This window comes from Paenibacillus sp. FSL R7-0204, assembly GCF_038002225.1.
In the GTDB taxonomy this organism is placed as follows: domain Bacteria; phylum Bacillota; class Bacilli; order Paenibacillales; family Paenibacillaceae; genus Paenibacillus_AQ.
In genome coordinates this window covers 5,838,095-5,856,092 of the sequence record NZ_JBBOCA010000001.1, presented here as the reverse complement: position 1 = coordinate 5,856,092, position 17,998 = coordinate 5,838,095, and the positions used below count along the sequence as shown (strand labels likewise).

At 55.1% G+C, this 17,998-nt stretch carries 13 protein-coding genes and 1 pseudogene; 10 read left to right on the top strand and 4 right to left on the bottom strand.

What is annotated here, in order from left to right:
* Positions 1–2: 2 nt before the first annotated feature.
* The 4 genes and pseudogenes from MKX42_RS25555 to MKX42_RS25540 all read left to right on the top strand — a co-directional run bounded on the left by MKX42_RS25555 (position 3) and on the right by MKX42_RS25540 (position 5,788).
* The gene (locus MKX42_RS25555) at positions 3–1,028 is read left to right on the top strand and encodes a glycoside hydrolase family 130 protein (RefSeq protein ID WP_340755614.1); all 1,026 of its coding nucleotides are present in this window, start codon (positions 3–5) and stop codon (positions 1,026–1,028) included.
* Positions 1,029–1,055: 27 nt separating this feature from the next.
* Positions 1,056–1,746: pseudogene (locus MKX42_RS25550) on the top strand (acetylxylan esterase).
* A gap of 45 nt (positions 1,747–1,791) precedes the next feature.
* Positions 1,792–3,861, top strand: coding sequence for a methyl-accepting chemotaxis protein (locus MKX42_RS25545; protein ID WP_340755612.1), 2,070 nt, complete (start codon positions 1,792–1,794; stop codon positions 3,859–3,861).
* A gap of 109 nt (positions 3,862–3,970) precedes the next feature.
* Positions 3,971–5,788, top strand: coding sequence for a peptidoglycan D,D-transpeptidase FtsI family protein (locus tag MKX42_RS25540; RefSeq protein WP_340755610.1), 1,818 nt, complete (start codon positions 3,971–3,973; stop codon positions 5,786–5,788).
* On the opposite strand, the gene MKX42_RS25535 is transcribed toward MKX42_RS25540, so the two are convergent.
* The gene (locus tag MKX42_RS25535) at positions 5,737–6,984 is read right to left on the bottom strand and encodes an AI-2E family transporter (RefSeq protein ID WP_340755608.1); all 1,248 of its coding nucleotides are present in this window, start codon (positions 6,982–6,984) and stop codon (positions 5,737–5,739) included. The genes MKX42_RS25540 and MKX42_RS25535 overlap by 52 nt on opposite strands.
* Before the next feature lie 224 nt (positions 6,985–7,208).
* Between MKX42_RS25535 and MKX42_RS25530 the strand changes: the two genes are divergently transcribed.
* Complete coding sequence (locus tag MKX42_RS25530; RefSeq protein ID WP_340755606.1) at positions 7,209–8,579, top strand: polysaccharide deacetylase family protein; 1,371 nt, start codon at positions 7,209–7,211, stop codon at positions 8,577–8,579.
* A gap of 301 nt (positions 8,580–8,880) precedes the next feature.
* Here MKX42_RS25530 and ilvD read toward each other — a convergent pair whose 3' ends face one another.
* Both ilvD and MKX42_RS25520 read right to left on the bottom strand, forming a co-directional pair.
* Positions 8,881–10,566 carry a dihydroxy-acid dehydratase gene (gene ilvD / locus MKX42_RS25525; RefSeq protein ID WP_036722581.1) on the bottom strand — a complete coding sequence of 562 codons (1,686 nt, stop codon included), beginning with the start codon at positions 10,564–10,566 and terminating at the stop codon, positions 8,881–8,883.
* A 260-nt stretch (positions 10,567–10,826) separates the two neighbouring features.
* Positions 10,827–11,867, bottom strand: a complete 1,041-nt coding sequence (locus MKX42_RS25520) for an acyltransferase family protein (RefSeq protein WP_340755604.1) — start codon at positions 11,865–11,867, stop codon at positions 10,827–10,829.
* A 210-nt stretch (positions 11,868–12,077) separates the two neighbouring features.
* On the opposite strand from MKX42_RS25520, the gene MKX42_RS25515 reads away from it, so the two are divergent.
* From MKX42_RS25515 to mgrA, 4 genes are all read left to right on the top strand, one after another.
* Positions 12,078–12,827: an alpha/beta hydrolase gene (locus tag MKX42_RS25515; RefSeq protein WP_340755603.1), complete on the top strand. Its 750-nt coding sequence runs from the start codon at positions 12,078–12,080 to the stop codon at positions 12,825–12,827.
* Positions 12,828–12,874: 47 nt separating this feature from the next.
* The gene (locus tag MKX42_RS25510) at positions 12,875–13,645 is read left to right on the top strand and encodes an HAD family hydrolase (RefSeq protein ID WP_340755601.1); all 771 of its coding nucleotides are present in this window, start codon (positions 12,875–12,877) and stop codon (positions 13,643–13,645) included.
* 39 nt (positions 13,646–13,684) lie between these two features.
* Positions 13,685–14,425: an NAD-dependent protein deacylase gene (locus MKX42_RS25505; protein WP_340755600.1), complete on the top strand. Its 741-nt coding sequence runs from the start codon at positions 13,685–13,687 to the stop codon at positions 14,423–14,425.
* A 192-nt stretch (positions 14,426–14,617) separates the two neighbouring features.
* Positions 14,618–15,616: an L-glyceraldehyde 3-phosphate reductase gene (gene mgrA, locus MKX42_RS25500; RefSeq protein WP_340755598.1), complete on the top strand. Its 999-nt coding sequence runs from the start codon at positions 14,618–14,620 to the stop codon at positions 15,614–15,616.
* 110 nt (positions 15,617–15,726) lie between these two features.
* Here the strand turns inward: mgrA and MKX42_RS25495 are convergent, their stop codons facing one another.
* A complete protein-coding gene (locus MKX42_RS25495) occupies positions 15,727–16,551 on the bottom strand; it encodes an AraC family ligand binding domain-containing protein (RefSeq protein ID WP_445669343.1) in 825 nt (274 codons plus the stop codon).
* Between the two features lie 268 nt (positions 16,552–16,819).
* On the opposite strand from MKX42_RS25495, the gene MKX42_RS25490 reads away from it, so the two are divergent.
* Positions 16,820–17,998 (top strand): galactokinase, encoded by a 1,179-nt coding sequence (locus MKX42_RS25490; RefSeq protein ID WP_340755594.1) that lies wholly within the window; start codon positions 16,820–16,822, stop codon positions 17,996–17,998.

The window sequence follows — 17,998 nt, the reverse complement described above, 5'->3', positions numbered from 1 at the left end:
TTATGAGAGAAGTTAAACTGACTGGCAGCCAGAGTCTGCCGAATATGCCTTGGCAGGACAGACCTGCCGGGAATGACAATCCGGTCTGGAGACATAGCGATAACCCGGTAATTAAGCGCAATCCGGCCAAAGGGGTCGCCCGTATCTTCAACAGCGCGGTGATCGCTTACGAGGGCAGCTTCCTGGGAGTCTTCCGCGTGGAAGATCACACGACCCGTCCCCATCTGCGGATAGGCCGCAGCGCGGACGGGCTGGATTGGGTCATTGATGAGCTTCCGATCCAATTCATAGACGAAGCAGGCCAGCCGTACATGCCGCGTTACGCGTATGATCCCCGTCTGGTGAAGGTGGAGGATACCTATTACATCATCTGGTGCACGGATTTCTACGGTGCGGCAATCGGCGTTGCCAAGACACAGGATTTCAAGAACTTCGTCAGTCTGGAGAATCCGTTCCTGCCGTTCAACCGCAACGGCGTGCTGTTCCCGAAGAAAATAGGCGGCAATTTCGTTATGCTCTCCCGTCCAAGCGACAGCGGACATACCCCGTTCGGTGATGTCTTCCTCAGCGAGAGCCCTGACTTCGTGTACTGGGGCAAGCACCGCCATGTCATGACCAAGGGTGGGCAAGGCTGGTGGCAGAGTACCAAGATCGGCGGCGGACCTGCGCCCATTGAGACCTCGGAAGGCTGGCTGATGTTCTACCATGGGGTTACAGGAACCTGTAACGGCCTTGTCTACAGCATGGGAGCTGTTATTCTCGATGCGGATGAGCCTTCGAGAGTGAAATACCGCTCCCGGAACTTCGTGCTGACACCGGAAGAATGGTATGAAGAAAGAGGCTTTGTCAACAATGTACTCTTCCCTTGTGCTGCGCTGAGTGACGCGGATACCGGCCGGATTGCCATCTATTACGGGGCTGCGGACACCTATGTTGGTGTTGCCTACACCACCGTTGATGAAATCGTTACTTACGTCATTGAGACTCATGAAGAGGTTGGTGATGATGCCGGTCCCGGCAGAATCTAGGGTGACAACCGGAGAGGAGACACTCAGATGAACCAAAGATCTATACCGCAATTGCTGGATTATCAGGGCAGCAGCCCGAAGCCCGGTGACTTCGATGCTTATTGGGAGCGTGCGCTTCAAGAGCTGGATGAACAGACACTGGCTTATGAACTTGTACCCGCTGAATTTACCAGTGAGCTGGCTGAGTGTTTTCATTTGTATTTTACCGGAGTAGGCGGTGCCAGAGTGCACTGTAAATATGTAAGACCGAAGAAGGCAGGAGCAGGCCAAGGTGCGGGAGTTGTAATGTTCCACGGCTATTCCTGCGACAGCGGGGACTGGATGGAGAAGGTGGCTTACGCTGCTCACGGAATCAGCGTGCTGGCCATGGATTGCCGGGGGCAGGGCGGCTTGTCCGAGGATAATCTGACCGTCCGGGGAACGACTGTCCGCGGCCATGATCAATTACTACTTCCGATTCTTCGACCCGCATCATCTGCGGGAGGAAGAGATTTTTAACCGGCTCGGTTATATTGACATCCAGAATTTAGCCGGACGTATACAGGGCAGGGTATTATGGGTAACGGGTCTTGCTGATACGATCTGTCCGCCATCGACACAATTCGCCGCATACAACAAAATCACAGCCGTAAAAGATCTGTTGGTATATCATGAATATGGTCATGAATATCTTCCCTATCTTTCTGATCGGACGCTTCAGATGTTCATGACCTTGTAACGGGCTCCTTCCGTTCAAGAATACATAGAATCTGGCGGTGATTTTTTGAGCAAGTCAACAGTTCGCAGTTCATCTATTCTTACTCGGCTGCATCCCTCCAAGTCGCTGGGGATGCGGCTCTTTCTGGTGTTTTTCATCGCGACGATGGGAATTGTGCTGTCTCTGGGGTATATTTCCTACTCTGTGGCCAGACATACGATTGAGAACAATGCATTGTCCGCTAATCAGCAGACCGTGGAGCAGACGGCAGAGAAGCTGGATGTGATCCTGCTGCGTTATGAAGATAATCTGAGTCAGCTGTTCTACAATGATGATATTCAACAGGCTAATGTCTTGGAAGGTCTTGCTGCTGCAGATTCAGCAAAGCGCACTGAGCTGTCCAAAACGATTAACGGGGAGCTCAATCAATGGCTGTCGGCGGTACCCGGGGTGCAGGCAGTGTATCTGGTTCCGCTGAATGAAGTGTTGCCCGCAGCCGGGGCCGGTGAAGTGGATAATGATTTCCTGGCGGCTATCCGTGATACAGCATGGTACAAGCAATTACAGGAGAAGCCTCAGAGCCAGTGGATTACCGAAGCGTTGAAGCAGGGAGAAGCGGCAGGAGTCGTGCGTTTCGCTAAGTCTGTGGCGGCGGAAGCGGGTCACTCCGGTTATCTGGCAGTCTGCGATATTAAGACTACCGAGCTTGACAGCCAGTTGAAAATGGTTGATCTTGGCCCGGGGTCCTACATTCAGCTGCTGACGTCCACAGATGAGCTGATCGCCTCTTCCCAGCAAGAGGAGACTGATACCTATCTGCGTCTGGGCGGCACTCTGTTCAAGGGCTTAAGTGATACCTCCGGCTCTCTCCCGACCAAGGATGAGAAGGGCAAATCCATTCTCGCAGTCTACGGCACGCTGCATACCTCCGGCTGGAGACTGCTCGGTGTGGTGCCTTCGGGCAACCTGACCAAGGATGCGGGACGGATTCTTAACACGACCTACATAGCGGTGGCCGCCGCAGCCGCCGTTGCCGTGCTGATTGGACTCTGGATGGTACGGATGGTCTCGCGTCCGCTGTCACGGCTGCGGGATCTGATGGTCAAGGGGGCAGACGGGGATCTGCGCGTACGCACTGATGTCGTCACCCGTGATGAGATAGGCCAGCTGTCCGGCTCCTTCAACCTGATGATGGAGCAGATTACAGAGCTGGTCGTCCACACCAATGAGACCGCGTGTGAAGTTACGGAAGCAGCGGAAGCCCTTGGCAATGCCTCCCGGGACACAGCGGTGGCAGCGAAGGATATTGCCGCAGCCACGGAAGAGATTGCCGGCGGTGCCGGCAGTCTCTCACTGGAGGCGGACCGGGGCAATGAGATGACGGCTCAGATTTCGGAGAAAATGGAAGCCGTCATTGCAGTGGCCCATGAGATTGGCGGAACTGCGCATAGCGTGGAGCAAGCCAGTGCAGAAGGGGTGGTCAAGCTGCAGGAGCTGCTGGGCAGAACACAAGAGACTGGCGACAGGACAGGCAAGCTGGTTCTTAAGGTGAATGAACTTAAGGATACCGCCTCATCGGTCATTCAGGTGCTGGAGGTCATGCAGAGCATCACCCAGCAGACCAATATCCTGTCGCTGAACGCTACTATTGAAGCGGCGCGGGCAGGCGAAGCGGGCAAGGGCTTTACGGTTGTCGCCGATGAAATCCGCCAGCTGGCGGAGCAGTCCAAGCGTTCCATTGCCGTTGTGGGCGAGATTACAGACCGGATCATGCGGGATATGCATGAGACGGTAGACGCCTTGTCCGAGGTTGCGCCGCTGTTCGGGGAGCAGATGGATTATGTTCAGAACACCAGCGAGATCTTCATTAGTGTGCAGGGGCAGATGCATCAGCTGATCACCAGGCTGGATTCGGTCTCCTCTTCGATTGACGGCCTGAACCACTCGCAGCAAGTCTTGTCAGAGACTATAGGCAATGTCAGCTCATTTTCCGAAGAATCCTCGGCCGCCTCCGAAGAGGTAGCTTCCCTGACCGGAGAACAGGAGAATGTAAGCGAATATCTGGTTACCCTCTCCGGTAAGCTGGAGAATGCTTCCTCCAGACTGCGGGAGCGATTATCCAAGTTCAACGTGTGATCTGTTCATCAGCGCCGCCTTTCCCTAGAGGGAAGGCGGTTATTTTGCTGTATCAGGTGGGTATAATATTAGCCATGGTTCTGCAGCCCACTTGATGGAGGAATAGCAATTGCACAAGCTGATTCATAAACGTATATTTTGGGGATGCCTGATCCTGTGTATGCTGCTGGCGGGTCTGATGATCAGGCTGGCCTGGGTACAACTACTGCTCAAGGATAGTGTAGTAAGCGGCACCCGGTATACGGTAGCTCAGATGGCCGAGCTGCAAAGTGAGCGGGAGACCGTGCTGGATAGCGGAAGAGGGCGGCTGTATGCGAAGAACGGGGAGGCGCTGGCCGGAGAGACGGTCTGGACCGCTGCACTGTTCCCGCCGGAGGAGGAGCTTCACCGGCCTCATGGTGCCGGTGAATATAACGATGACCAGCAGCTTCACCGGCTGGCGGAGATTCTTGGCGTCAGCTACAGTCAGCTGCAAGCAAGACGGCTAGGGCTGAAGGAGCCGCTGCTCTGGCCTTCCGGCCAAGGCACTGGTCCGCTGGCCCTGACTCTGCCGCAGGCCAGAGAAGTTGAGGCGCTTGCGATCGAAGGCGTCAAGGTGCTGCCTTTTGCCCGCAGATATAACGGGTCTGCATCCGGCCGCCAGTGGCTCGGTTATCTGTCTGAAGCTTCGGGGGAAGCTATCGCCCAATCCCCCACAGGGCTGAGAATTCCAAGAACCGGCACAGACGGGCTGGAGAAGACGCTGGAGCCGCTCTTGCAGGGTGTGGGGCATACGGAAGCCGCCGCCCAGGTTGATGCACGCGGCAAACGGGTTCCTGGCAGCCCGATCACAATCAAAGCGCCGGGCAACCCCTATTACCCGCTGTCTCTATATACCACAATTGATCTGAAGCTTCAGGAGAGCATTGAGCAGTTGGCGGCGGAAGCAGGGGTGAAGGAAGGGGCGATTGTGGTAATGGACAGCCGGAGCGGGGATATCGCAGCGATGGTCTCCTTACCGTTCTACAATCCGCAGCAGGTCTCTCCGCAAGGAGGAGAATGGAATAACCGTGCACTACAAGCGGCAGCTCCAGGCTCTATCTTCAAAATTGTTACGGCTGCTGCCGCACTTGAAGCCGGGCTGACCGCACCGGAGGAGCCCTTCTTCTGTGCAGGAGCGTATGGAAAATACGGATTGTCTTGTCCGCACGGCAAAGAACACGGCGCCCTTACGCTCAAGCAAGGGTTCGCCGTGTCCTGTAATACTGTATTTGCTACGCTGGCCGAGCGGTTGAGCGGTGTGAAGCTCCAAGCTACCGCGCTTGCCCTTGGACTGGGCCGGAGCATCGGGTGGGAGGCGGAGAATACACTCGGTCTGCCGTTGCTCCGGCCGCTGGCCGGGGAACAGCCGGGAACCATCTTCACCACGCTCCTGCCGGATGACGGCGGGGCGAGAGTCCAGACGGCGATCGGCCAGCGCGATGTGCGGATCACTCCGCTGCAGGCGGCGAATCTGGTCGTCACGCTGCTGCATGGCGGTGAGGTGAGAGCGCCGCGGATTCTGGAGCGGGTTGCTTTTGCCAATGGACAGACGCTTAAGGAGCTTCCGGGACATCTGGCGCCAGCACCGGAGGGCCGGATCTCTCCGGCCACTGCCCGTGTGCTGCTGGGCATGATGCGCAGCGTAGTCACAGAGGGCACAGGCCGCATGCTGAAGCCTTCCGCTTGGCCGCTCGCCGGCAAATCAGGCACGGCTCAGACACTGGTACATGGAACGCCGCGCAATAATCAATGGTTCATCGGCTATGGTCCGGTGGACCAGCCGAAATATGCGGTGTCTGTGGCGATCGAGAATGTAGCTCCAGACAGTCCGCAGGCCGCCACCCGCCTGTTTGGTCAGGTATTCGAGCTGTTGTCGGGTCTGGAAGGCGGATCAACCGGGGCTTGAGATCTTGGACCGACAGGCTCTGCATTAGGGGCGGCATTCCCGGCCGGACCATCTCCGCCGCTGACGGGACCGCCTGCCGTAGAGGTCCCCGAGGCCGCGAAGGGCGAGACGACGAACTCCTCCTGCGGCAGATAGATCCACTGCTGGAGATATCCCTGCTGGAGCAGCTCCTTGAGCAGAATCAGCAGAATCGGCGATAGAATGAGTCCTGCTATCCCGAACAGGGAGGAGGACAGAATTACGAAGGAGAGCATCAGGAAGGCAGAGGAGACACCGATCGAATTCCCTGTGATTTTGGGCTCCAGCAGCTGTCTAACCACCATTACCACCGCCAGCAGAACGATGAGCCCGATAGCCAGCGACGTATTGCCGACAATGAACAGATAGATGATCCAAGGGATCAGCACCGCAGGTACGCCCAGTAGCGGCAGCAGATCGACTACGGCGCAGATCAGCGCTATGGTGAGTACATTGCCCGTCTGGAGGATCAGCAGACCAGCCAGAATAATGACGAAGGTGATGCTGATCAGGATCATCTGTGCTTTGATATAAGAACCGATAGCCTTGAACACATTCCCCTGCAGGAAGGCGTAGGCGGTCTTGAACGTCTTCGGCAGCTTCTCGTGGGCAATTCGGCGCCAGTCCTTAATCTCCATACTGAGGAAAAAGGCGAGAATGATCGCAATCCCGAAGTTAGCCATAAAGGAAGAGAAAGAGCCAAGCACTCCGACCATATACTTGAAGAAAGCGACCATCCACTTCGAGAGAATATTGGTGGCATCTGTGAAATAGCCGTTCAGCTTATCCGTCACATCGGATGGAAGCGAATCGATTTTGTGCTGAAGATAGGTCGTAGTCTCTGCGAAATGCTGCTGGACCACGTATGTATATTTGGGCAGATTATTCTGGAGGTGAATCGCCTGGGTCGTAATCAGCAGTCCGGCACCGAACAGTACGCCCAGCAGAATGACCAGGAAGAGGACCACGGAGATCGCGGAGGCGAAGGGCTTGGCCATTCCCTTGCGGTTCAGGAAGCGGGCCAGCGGCTCAATCAGCAGAAATACAAAAAAGGACAGGAACACCGGCGCAGCCAGCTGGTACAATTTGCTGAAGCTGAGCATCACTAAATATACAGTTAGAATAAGCAGTCCAATGTCGAAAAAGGTGCGCCAATATTTTTTGTACAGCGGCAGCATAGATTTAAACGACCCCTTTGTGAAGAAAAATTTGTATCCGGCACTTCAACTCATTGTACACGATTTTAATAAAAAACGTCTATTTCTTTGACAGCTGTGTTAAACTAGGAGGTGATGTTTTTTTAAAGCTGTCGCTTCTACTTACTCTACTTGGCCGTATGACATCTATCTTCTAACAGACGTAAGGCGAGCCAAAGTCAACTCTGGAAAAGCGGTGATTGTACATGCAGACTTTGCTGCTCTGGCTATTTTATATCTCAACCTTTTATGCTTTTATTCCCGGTATGATCAGCCGTTTATTTGGTTATCGTGTCTTCCGTAAAGGAATTGGGCGTACGGATTACGGCCTGACCTTTGATGACGGGCCAGACCCGCATTATACACCGTTGCTGCTCGATCTGCTTAAACGCTACGATGCGAAGGCGACCTTTTTTGTCGTTGGCTCGCACGCGGAGCAGCACCCCGAGATCATCAAGCGAATGCATGACGAAGGGCATTTGATCGGAATTCATAACTATGTGCACAAGACGAACTGGCTGATGCGTCCCGCCACGGTGAGGAAGCAGATTGACCGGACGGACGAGATCATCTTCTCCATTACCGGCGAGCGCAGCACTTATTACCGTCCTCCTTGGGGAATCGTGAACCTGTTCGACTTCTCCAAACGCCGTCAGGTGCAGATTGTGCTGTGGTCGGCGATGTTCGGCGACTGGAAGGAGAAGCTTGGAGCGGAGAAGCTGACCGAGAAGCTCATTGCGAAGCTCGGCCCGGGGGAGGTGCTGCTGCTGCATGACTGCGGTACGACGATCGGCGCTGATCCGAATGCACCGGAGCATATGCTGATTGCGCTGGAGCGGATGTTAGCCGAGGCCGAGCGGCGCGGACTGCACAGCGTCCGGATTGACGAGATGATCAAGGCGGTGCAGCGCTCCCCGATCACGCATTTGTCCTTCGGCAAGCGGCTGCTTGTCGGTTTATGGCTGGGCTGGGAGAAGCTCTTTCAGCTGCTGTTCCAGATCAAGACAATTTCGCAGGAAGATCCGTTCCTGCATTACCGGCTGCGCAAGTACCAGGGCAGAACGGTCCACATGGATAATGGCGAGACCTTAAGCAAGGGCGACAAGGTGATCGAGCTGCATTTCGATAACAGGCAGCTATTCGAGCTGGGAGTTCATTCCCGTTCCACTGCCCAGCTGGCGATCCGCCTGATCCGCCGGATGGAGAAGGATCTGCCGGTGCTGGCCGAGCGGATTTGCGGTGATGTGGAGCTAGCTGAAGCCAAAGCGCTCTACGGAGTCAGCATGATCAACCGCGGGCCGGAGAAGTTCGGCTTCATCGTACTGGATCTGCCCAGCGGACTGTTCGCCAGCAGCACCAAGTTCTACCTTAGTATTCTCATGAGTGTGATTCATCCGTCAGGCGGCGCAAGACTTAAGGAACGCAGTGACCAACTGGTGCCCAAGATGATCCTGATGCCGGTATCGCAGCTTCTGGACCAGATGAACCGTCAGCTTCCGCACAAGCATGTGGAGCGGGTACACGAAGAGGAACTGACGCTTGAAGCTGAGCTTCCCGCAGCAACGGTAGTTCATTGAAGACGAAGCATACGCAGTTTAATGCACTTATATTGATTACCATCTCCGCTGGCCTATTTTGGGCTGGCGGTTTTTTAGTTCCTGCACCTTATGCAACATTCTCCTTCTTAAAAGGGTACCCCACTCACCATTGCTGTAGTTCATACAACAATTCCTCCAAATCACTGGTCCACTTGAGCCCAAGGTTGTAATTCCTGCAACAAAAAACAGCAGCCCCGGCCGCATTCGCGGCTGGACCTGCTGTTATCCTCATTACTTATCTCTCCCGCTTAGGCGCGGGCTGAAGCAGCGGCTCTAACGATTAAATCTTCAGCACGCCGCCTTTGCTTGCATTGGTAACCAGCTTGGAGTAGCGGGCCAGATAACCAGTCTTCACCTTCGGCTCGAATTCTTTCCAGCCCTGGCGGCGGACCGCCAGCACTTCCTCGTCAACCAGCAGCTCGATCTTGCGGTTATTGAGGTCTAGCTCGATGATATCGCCATCCTCTACAAAAGCGATCGGGCCGCCTTCAGCCGCTTCCGGCGAGATGTGACCGATGCTGATCCCGCGGGAGGCACCGGAGAAGCGTCCGTCCGTGATCAAGCCGACCTTGGCGCCCAGGCCCATACCGACGATTTGCGAAGTCGGAGCCAGCATTTCCGGCATGCCCGGTCCGCCCTTCGGACCTTCATAACGGATAACGACTACATGGCCTTCTTTGACTTTGCCGTTCGCGATACCTTCAAGTGCTTCCTCCTGGGAGTCGAAGCAGATAGCCGGTCCTTTGTGATAGCCGCCAACGGAAGCATCCACGGCACCCACCTTGATGATGGAGCCTTCCGGAGCCAGGTTGCCGTAGAGTACGGCCAATCCGCCAACTTGGGAATAGGGATTATCGATGGTATGAATAACAGATGTATCCTGGATCTCATGGCCGGTTACATTCTCGGCCAGTGTCTTGCCGGTAACCGTCATACAATCTCCGAAGATAGCGCCCGGCTTCTTCAGTAATTCGTTCAGCACGGCGCTTACGCCGCCCGCCCGGTCCACATCTTCGATGAAGATATCGGAAGCCGGAGCCAGCTTGGCCAAGTAAGGAACCCGGTTAGCTACTTCGTTGATGCGTTCCAGCGGATAATCGATTTCGGCTTCTTGAGCCAGTGCCAGCGTATGCAGCACGGTGTTGGTGGAGCCGCCCATCGCCATATCCAGCGCGAAGGCATTGTCCAGCGATTCCTGGGTTACGATATCACGCGGCTTCAGGTCCAGCTTGATCAGCTCCATGAGCTGGGTTGCTGATTTGCGGACGAAGTCTCTGCGTTCTTCGGCTACGGCCAGGATGGTACCGTTGCCCGGAAGCGCAAGACCCATAGCTTCGGCCAGACAGTTCATGGAGTTCGCGGTGAACATACCGGAGCATGATCCGCAGGTAGGACAGCCGTATTGTTCGAGTTCAAGCAGTTCAGCATCGTTGATCTTGCCGACCTGATGCGCGCCTACGCCTTCAAATACGGAAGTAAGGGAGAGCTTCTTGCCTTTGCTGTCTACGCCGGCCTTCATCGGCCCGCCGCTGACGAAGATCGTCGGGATGTTGACGCGCAGCGCGCCCATCATCATGCCCGGGGTGATTTTATCACAGTTGGGAATGCACACCATACCGTCGAACCAGTGCGCGGATACTACCGTTTCCAGAGAGTCGGCAATGATCTCGCGGCTTGGCAGCGAATAACGCATACCGATATGACCCATGGCAATACCGTCATCTACGCCGATCGTATTGAATTCAAACGGAACCCCGCCGGCTTCACGGATGGCTTCTTTTACGATCTTGCCGAATTCCTGCAGATGCACATGACCCGGAACAATATCGATATAGGAATTGCAGACCGCGATGAACGGTTTGCCGAAATCCTCTTCTTTAACGCCTGCTGCCCGCAGAAGGCTGCGGTGAGGAGCGCGGTCGAAGCCTTTTTTGATCATATCTGATCGCATTTTCTTGTTTGCCATGATGACTTTTCCCCCTAACAGTAATGGTGAAGCGAATATAGTGCCGCATTAACGCATTGCAATCCCGAAATATACGTACCCTGCGGTGATTGGTTACGAACGTTAATAGAGAGTCTATCACAAAAAGCCTGTTTTTTCTACCGGGCAGTGTGAAGTTTGTCGGGGAGTCACGCATGTAAAGTCTGGGCTAATATACAGAAAGAAGCCTATTCCGTATTAGGATAGACTTCAGCAAATTGATATAGCATGGCAGCTTCATTCTATAGAGAGCGCCGGATGGCGGCACGCTGCAGGGAAATCATCCAGTCTACGGACGGCTCCACGAGCGGGTTCAGCAGACGTCTGACCGCAGGCTGGGCAAGCAGCACCGTGCATCCTATTGCACCGGCGAGCAGCAATGCTGCTCCTGCAGGGTTGCCGATATAGGCATACAGGCCGGAAATCACCGCCGTGCGGACCACAAAGCCATGCAGCAGAAAAACATAGAGGGTCCGGCGTCCGAGGCCGGTCATGCGGCTTAACCCGTAAGGCACCAGGCCCAAAAATGTCAGGGAAGCGATGAATTGCAGACCATAAACCGCCAGCCGGAATAGACCCGCGTACCATTCATGGGCGCCAAGCTGGATATAAGTCATACTGCCGTATAGCCAGCCTATGGGGAGATTACCGCCAAACAGGCCGAAAGCAAGGAGCAGCAGGAGCGAAGCGGCGGCGGCAATGCTCTTGAGATACCGCTGATACAGCTTCATGAAAGTTCCGAAGGAGAAATGGTACCCGATCACAAAAAAGGGCAGATAGACAAAGGTGCGGCTGATGCTGAACCAGATCCCGTCCAGTTGCAGATAACCTACGACCACCCCTGCGGTAACAGCGAAGGCCAGTTGGGCGCTGCGGGTCCAGCGGCTCATGCCCAGCATCAGCAGGCGCCAGCAGATATGGCTGGCCAGGAACCAGAGCAGCAGATAAGGAGCGAAGAACGAATGCTGTATATTATTGACATGAAACAGGGAGGCGTCAAGTAGGGAGTAGAGGCTCTGAAAAATAACATATTGCAGGGCAATCTGCAGGAGCACCTTGCGTCCAGGCGATCCATGTAAGCTTGAACGGGCAAAGTATCCGGTCACCAGCACAAACAGCGGCATATGAAAACTGAAGATCCACTGGTAAAGCGTGTGAAGTCCGCTCATTTCTTGAATCAGGGGTTCGATCGCATTGGCCACAAAGACAGTTACAATAAGCATGAAGCGCAGATTAAGAAAAAAGGTCTCTCCGCGCGTGTTAAGCGGGCTTTCGCGGGTCATGACGTAACCTCCAATGAAATTAGGTTTGCGGGGGTTAATACTTTAATTTTAAAATACATGATTTCCGGACAGTAAATTGTGAAATACATCACAATAGTATGCGCTATTATTGGAAATGTCTGGGGCCAGATGTGGCGAAGTCTTGAAGGTTGTTTGAATTCACTGATTCCCTTATAATTTTCAGTATGCAGGAATCGGGAGTGAACACTAATGAAAAAGAATATAATCAGACGCCGTGTGCTTATTGGAGTGGTGTTGGTTCTACTGGTGGCGGGGGTGTTTATATGGAGGTATCTGACCCCGTATAAGCCGGAGGCACGGGCTGAAACCGCACTGATCTCTGCCGGGGGCGTGACTGTCGAGCAGAATGACAACTGGATCTCGTTCGACCCTTCAGTGGTGCTCGGCACCGCAGTAATCTTCTATCCGGGAGCACTGGTCAAGGCGGAAGCATATGCGCCGCTGGCCCGTAAAGTTGCCGCTGCCGGTCACCCGTTCTACATTGCCAGAATGCCGCTTAATCTGGCTGTAATCAAAGGGGATGCCGCCGAAGAGATTATCCGCGTGCATCCGAAGCAGTCCTTCGTCCTGGGCGGACATTCGCTCGGCGGCGTAATGGCTGCACGCTTCGCTGCGGATCATGCCAGCCAACTGGAAGGCGTTTTTTTTCTGGCCTCTTATCCCGATGAGAAAGGCAGTCTGAAGGACACCACGTTGTCCGTCTTGTCTGTGCTTGGCACGCAGGATGAAGTCGTAGACCAGAAGAGCTATAACAAAGGGCGCTCCTATTTGCCGGGCAATACCGTATATGTATCGGTTGACGGCGGTAACCATGCCCAATTCGGCAGCTACGGGGTGCAAAAGGGTGACGGGACCGCTACGATTACCGAAGAAGAACAGCAGACACGGACTGTCCGGGCGATGCTGGATTGGCTGGGGAATCTGCGCCAGAGCAAATGAACAACGAATACCTGAAGTAATATATCGTATGCGGAAGGAGCGCTGGAATGCCTGTACTTCACATCAATGAACTCTCCGTTCCCGTAAGCGGCATCCTGTTCGATAAGGACGGCACGCTGCTTGATCTTCTGGCCACCTGGGGCAGCTGGGCCGAACTGGTGCTTGAAGGGCTGGGCAGCCAGTTGACCCTGATTGGCAGCAGAACCGTAACGGGAGCTGATCTGGCCCGGGTGCTGGGGACGACGCATGATTCTTCCGGACGAATCACCGGATATGATCCCGCCGGTCCGCTCTCCATGGCAACGGCTGAGGAATCCACCGGGATTCTGGCCTGGCAGCTCTATACAACGGGTGTCCCCTGGAATGAAGCGGTGACGCGTGTGAATGCCATCTCCAAGGAGGCCATGAATGAGCTTCGCCGCCGCCGTACCGCTGTACCTATGCCGGGATTAATACCATTCCTGGAGCAGTGTGCCGCCGCTTCCCTGAAGCTTGGCGTTGTAACCTCTGACAATCTCTCCACCACCCGCGAGCATCTGGAATGGCTTGGCATCTCAGAATACTTCGGGGCGGTGGTTACCCGCGACCGGGTAAAGAGCGGCAAGCCTGCACCGGAGATGGCCGAGAAGGCCTGCCGGGAGCTGGAGTTGCTGCCCGAAGAGGCGGTTATTATCGGTGACAGCAATGCGGATATGCAGCTGGGCCGGGGGGCTGGACTGCGGCTTGCAGTCGGAATCTCACCGGACGGAAGGGCAGACCATCTGCTGGATGCGGATATTGTGGTATCCGGCTATCCGGCGCTCCGCTTAACGATCTGAATGCATTACGAATAGGTACAGAGAGGACAGGTGTAGATCATGGAACAATTACAGCTACTGGCTTCCTGGATTCAAAAAAGCAATAATATCGTCTTTTTCGGCGGTGCCGGAACATCGACGGAGAGCGGCATCCCGGACTTCCGTTCGGCAGCCGGTCTGTACCAGACACAGCACAACTCTCCCTATCCGCCTGAGGTGATGCTTAGCCGCAGCTTTTTTATGTCCTCGCCGGACATTTTTTTTGATTTCTACCGCAGCAAGATGATTCATCCCGGAGCGAAGCCGAACGGGGCCCACCGGCTGCTTGCGGAGCTGGAGGAGAGCGGCAGGCTGAAGGCGGTCATTACGCAAAATATCGACGGTCTTCATCAGATTGCCGGCAGCCGCCGGGTTCTGGAGCTGCACGGCTCTATCCACCGCAATCACTGCATGGGCTGCCAGCGCTATTACGGCCTGGAGGAATGGCTGGAGCAGGATGGCTCTGTACCGCGTTGTGAGGACTGCGGGGGCATCATCAAGCCGGATGTGGTGCTCTATGAGGAAGCGCTCGATCATGAAGTGCTGGTTGAAGCTGTGGATGCCATTGCAGCAGCCGATCTGCTGATCATCGGCGGTACCTCGCTTACCGTTCAGCCGGCTGCAAGCCTGGTCACTTACTTCAGGGGACAGCATACAGTACTGCTTAATGGCGAGCCTACCCCGTATGACGATCAGGCAGATCTGATTATAACAGAGCGGATCGGAGAGGTGCTGGGTAGAGTGCAGGGACTGCTGGACTAACGCCCAGTCTTTTTTTAAAAGATAAGAATGTATATGCTTCGCGCGATAATTATCCTTATCTTTCTCGCTGAAACGGTACCGTCCTTTAAAAGGACGGAAATGCCGTTTCCACTTGTAGAACAAGATTACTTATGAGGCCGTGTGTTTAAAGAAGGGTATTCACAAAAGAGATACGAGAGGCAGGGATATAACATGGTATATGTGGCTAGTGATGAACGGTATGAAGGAATGCGTTACAACCGCACCGGCAGGTCAGGTCTCAAGCTTCCAGCCATCTCACTGGGCCTGTGGCATAATTTCGGCGGCATTGATGCTTATGAGAATGGCCGTGAGATGATTATCCGCGCTTTTGATCTCGGGATTACCCACTTCGACCTGGCGAATAACTACGGGCCTCCGGCCGGATCGGCGGAAGAGCTGTTCGGCAAGGTGCTGGCCCGGGATCTCGCGCCGTACCGTGACGAGCTGGTGATCTCGACCAAGGCGGGATATACGATGTGGCCCGGCCCTTACGGCGACTGGGGTTCACGTAAATATATCCTGTCCAGTCTGGACCAGAGCTTGAAGCGGCTGGGACTGGATTATGTGGATATCTTCTACTCCCACCGCCCGGACCCGGAGACACCTATGGAAGAAACGATGGGAGCGCTGGATCATGCTGTTCGCTCAGGCAAGGCGCTGTACATTGGCTTATCTAACTACTCGGCGGAGCAGACCCGGCAGGCTATTGCGATTCTGAAGGAGCTGGGCACTCCGCTGCTGATTCACCAGCCGAGGTATTCCATGCTGGACCGCTGGATTGAAGGCGGGCTTCAGGAGGTGCTGGAGGAGCATGGGGTGGGCAGTATTGCCTTCACTCCGCTGGCGCAGGGTCTGCTGACGAATAAATATCTGAACGGCATCCCTGGAGATTCCCGGGCAGCCGGACCTTCGGCTGCGCTGAATGAGAGCCGGATTACGCCGGAGGTGCTGCGCAGAATCCACGCGCTGAACCAGATGGCGGTAGCGCGCGGCCAGAGTCTGGCCCAGTTTGCCCTGCTCTGGACGCTGCGGGGCGGCCGGGTCACCTCGGCGCTGATCGGCGCCAGCCGGGTCAGCCAGATCGAGGAGAATATCGCCGCTCTGTCTCATAGTGACTTCACGCAGGAAGAGCTGGACCGGATCGAGACGATCCTTAAGACAGAGGAGTGAAGCCTAAGGCACTTAGCCTAAGAGTTGCCTTAAGGTCCGGCTTCCATAAATAACAACGCAAGCAGCCCGCTTCCTGTTCAGGAGACGGGCTATTGCTCTAGGTGATAGGGCTATTTCTCCCCAGGGTTCACTGTAGCTTGGCGGTAAGCGGTGGGGGGCTGGCGGTAGAAGCGCTTGAACTGCCGGGAGAAATACAGGGCATCGGTCAGTCCGACCGATGCTGCTACCTGCTCCACGGACAGCTCAGGGCGTTCACGCAGCAGCTGGCGCGACTTCTCTACCCGCAGCTTGAGCAGGTAAGTGACTGGAGAAAGCCCCGTCTCCTGCTTGAAAATGCGGGAGAGATAAGCGCGGTTATACCCCAGACTGTCGCACATCTGTTCAATCGAGACCGGATGGGCATACTGAGAAGCCATGTAGTGAATCATTTGCTTCACCGTCCGCTTGATCTGTGATTCCGCACCCGGCAGCCGCGAGGAGGAGACCAGCAGCTCCGCCGCTTCCCCTGCGATGAGGTACAGATACCCCAGAGAGGTCAGGGCGGCGCTCTCCTTATTGGCATAGAAGGCGGACATCATCCCGGCAAGCGCTCCGGGAATTACACTGCCGCCTGCGGTAGACAGCACCGGGGCGAGCGGCGCGAAGCCCGCCTGCTGCGCAAGCTGTCCTGCATCGCTGCCGGTGAAGGCAGCCCAGCGGTATCGCCAGGGCTCCTGCTGATCAGAGATGTAGCTGACCAGCTGGCCCGGGTGGATCAGGAAGCAGTCCCCGGCCCCCAGCTCGTACGTATGCTCCTCTGTCCGGAAGACCCCGGAGCCTGATTCAATATAATGGAGCAGATAGTAATCGTAGATCTTGGGACCCGCCTGATGCAGCGGAAGGGTCTGGCTCTCTCCCGCAAAGAGTACATGCAGCAGATGCTTATCGTAATACACAGGATTTGATCCTACTGAATAGGTATGTTGCACTGCAAGCCGCCTTTCCTGAGCAGAACGCTTCCATAGCTAAGTGTATAGGGAGCGCCCGTTCACTTTTCTTCTTACCGAGTATAGTCTCTTCAGAGACGAAAGTCACATTTGTCCATATATTGCACACATGATTGCATTATCAGGGCAAGTCTGATTTTATTATAATGTAAGCATGAAGGACGCAAGCTATAATCCACAGTCCCAGCACAAGCAGCGAAAGGATGGAGTGTCAATAATGAGTATACAGGAACTTAACAGTACATTTATCAAGAAGTACGGGGAGAGCGGGGAAGCCGCGCGGGTATTCTATGCACCGGGCCGCGTGAATCTGATCGGAGAGCATCTGGATTACAACGGAGGTTATGTTTTTCCGGCAGCCCTGGACTTCGGAACCACCCTGATCGTGCGGCCGCGTACAGACGGCAAGGTTCAATTCGCATCCACGAATTTCCCTTATGAAGCTTCCATCGACTTCAGTGACATTGGCGCAGCCAAGACCGGCGAATGGGTGGACTATCCGGTCGGCGTTATGGTGGAGCTGGCTAAGAAGGGTCACCCGGTATCCGGGGGCTACGATCTTTTGTTCCATGGTGAGATTCCTAACGGCTCCGGCCTGTCCTCTTCCGCTTCGATCGAGGTAGTGACCGGCTTCGCCTTCCTGACGCTGCTTGGCGGTGACACAGATACGGTGGAGATCGCTCTCTTGTCCCAGCGCGCGGAGAACCAGTATGTCGGTGTGAACTCCGGGATCATGGATCAGTTCGCTGTGGCCAACGGCAAGCGCGATCAGGCCATCCTGCTGATGTGCGATACGCTGGAATACACCCTCGTACCTTTCGTGACAGGCAGCTATAAGCTGGTTATCGGCAACACGAACAAGAAGCGCGGACTGGTGGACTCGAAGTATAATGAGCGCCGCAGCCAATGTGAAGAGGCACTCGCTATCCTCAAGCAGGAGGTTCCGTCCTTGTCCTATCTGGCTGAGGTGAAGCCGGAGCAGTTCGAGCTTCTGCAGGACAGAATTACGGACGAAACCGTTAGACGCCGCGCCCGCCATGTGGTGGAAGAGAACCAGCGTGTGCTCGACTCGGTTGAAGTGCTGAAGAACAATGACCTGAAGCAGTTCGGCCTGTACATGAATGACTCCCATGTCTCCCTCCGCGACCTGTATGAAGTCAGCTGCGAGGAGCTGGATGTGATGGTGGAAGAAGCGCAGCGCATTCCGGGCACACTGGGTTCACGGATGACCGGCGCAGGATTCGGGGGATGTACGGTATCGCTGGTACATGAGGATGATGTGCAGCGGTTCATAACGGAAGTTGGAGAAGCCTACAAGAACAGAACCGGCCTGACCGGCGAATTCTATGTATGCGGCATCGGTAATGGCGTGGAAGAATTGAAAGGAGTGAAATAA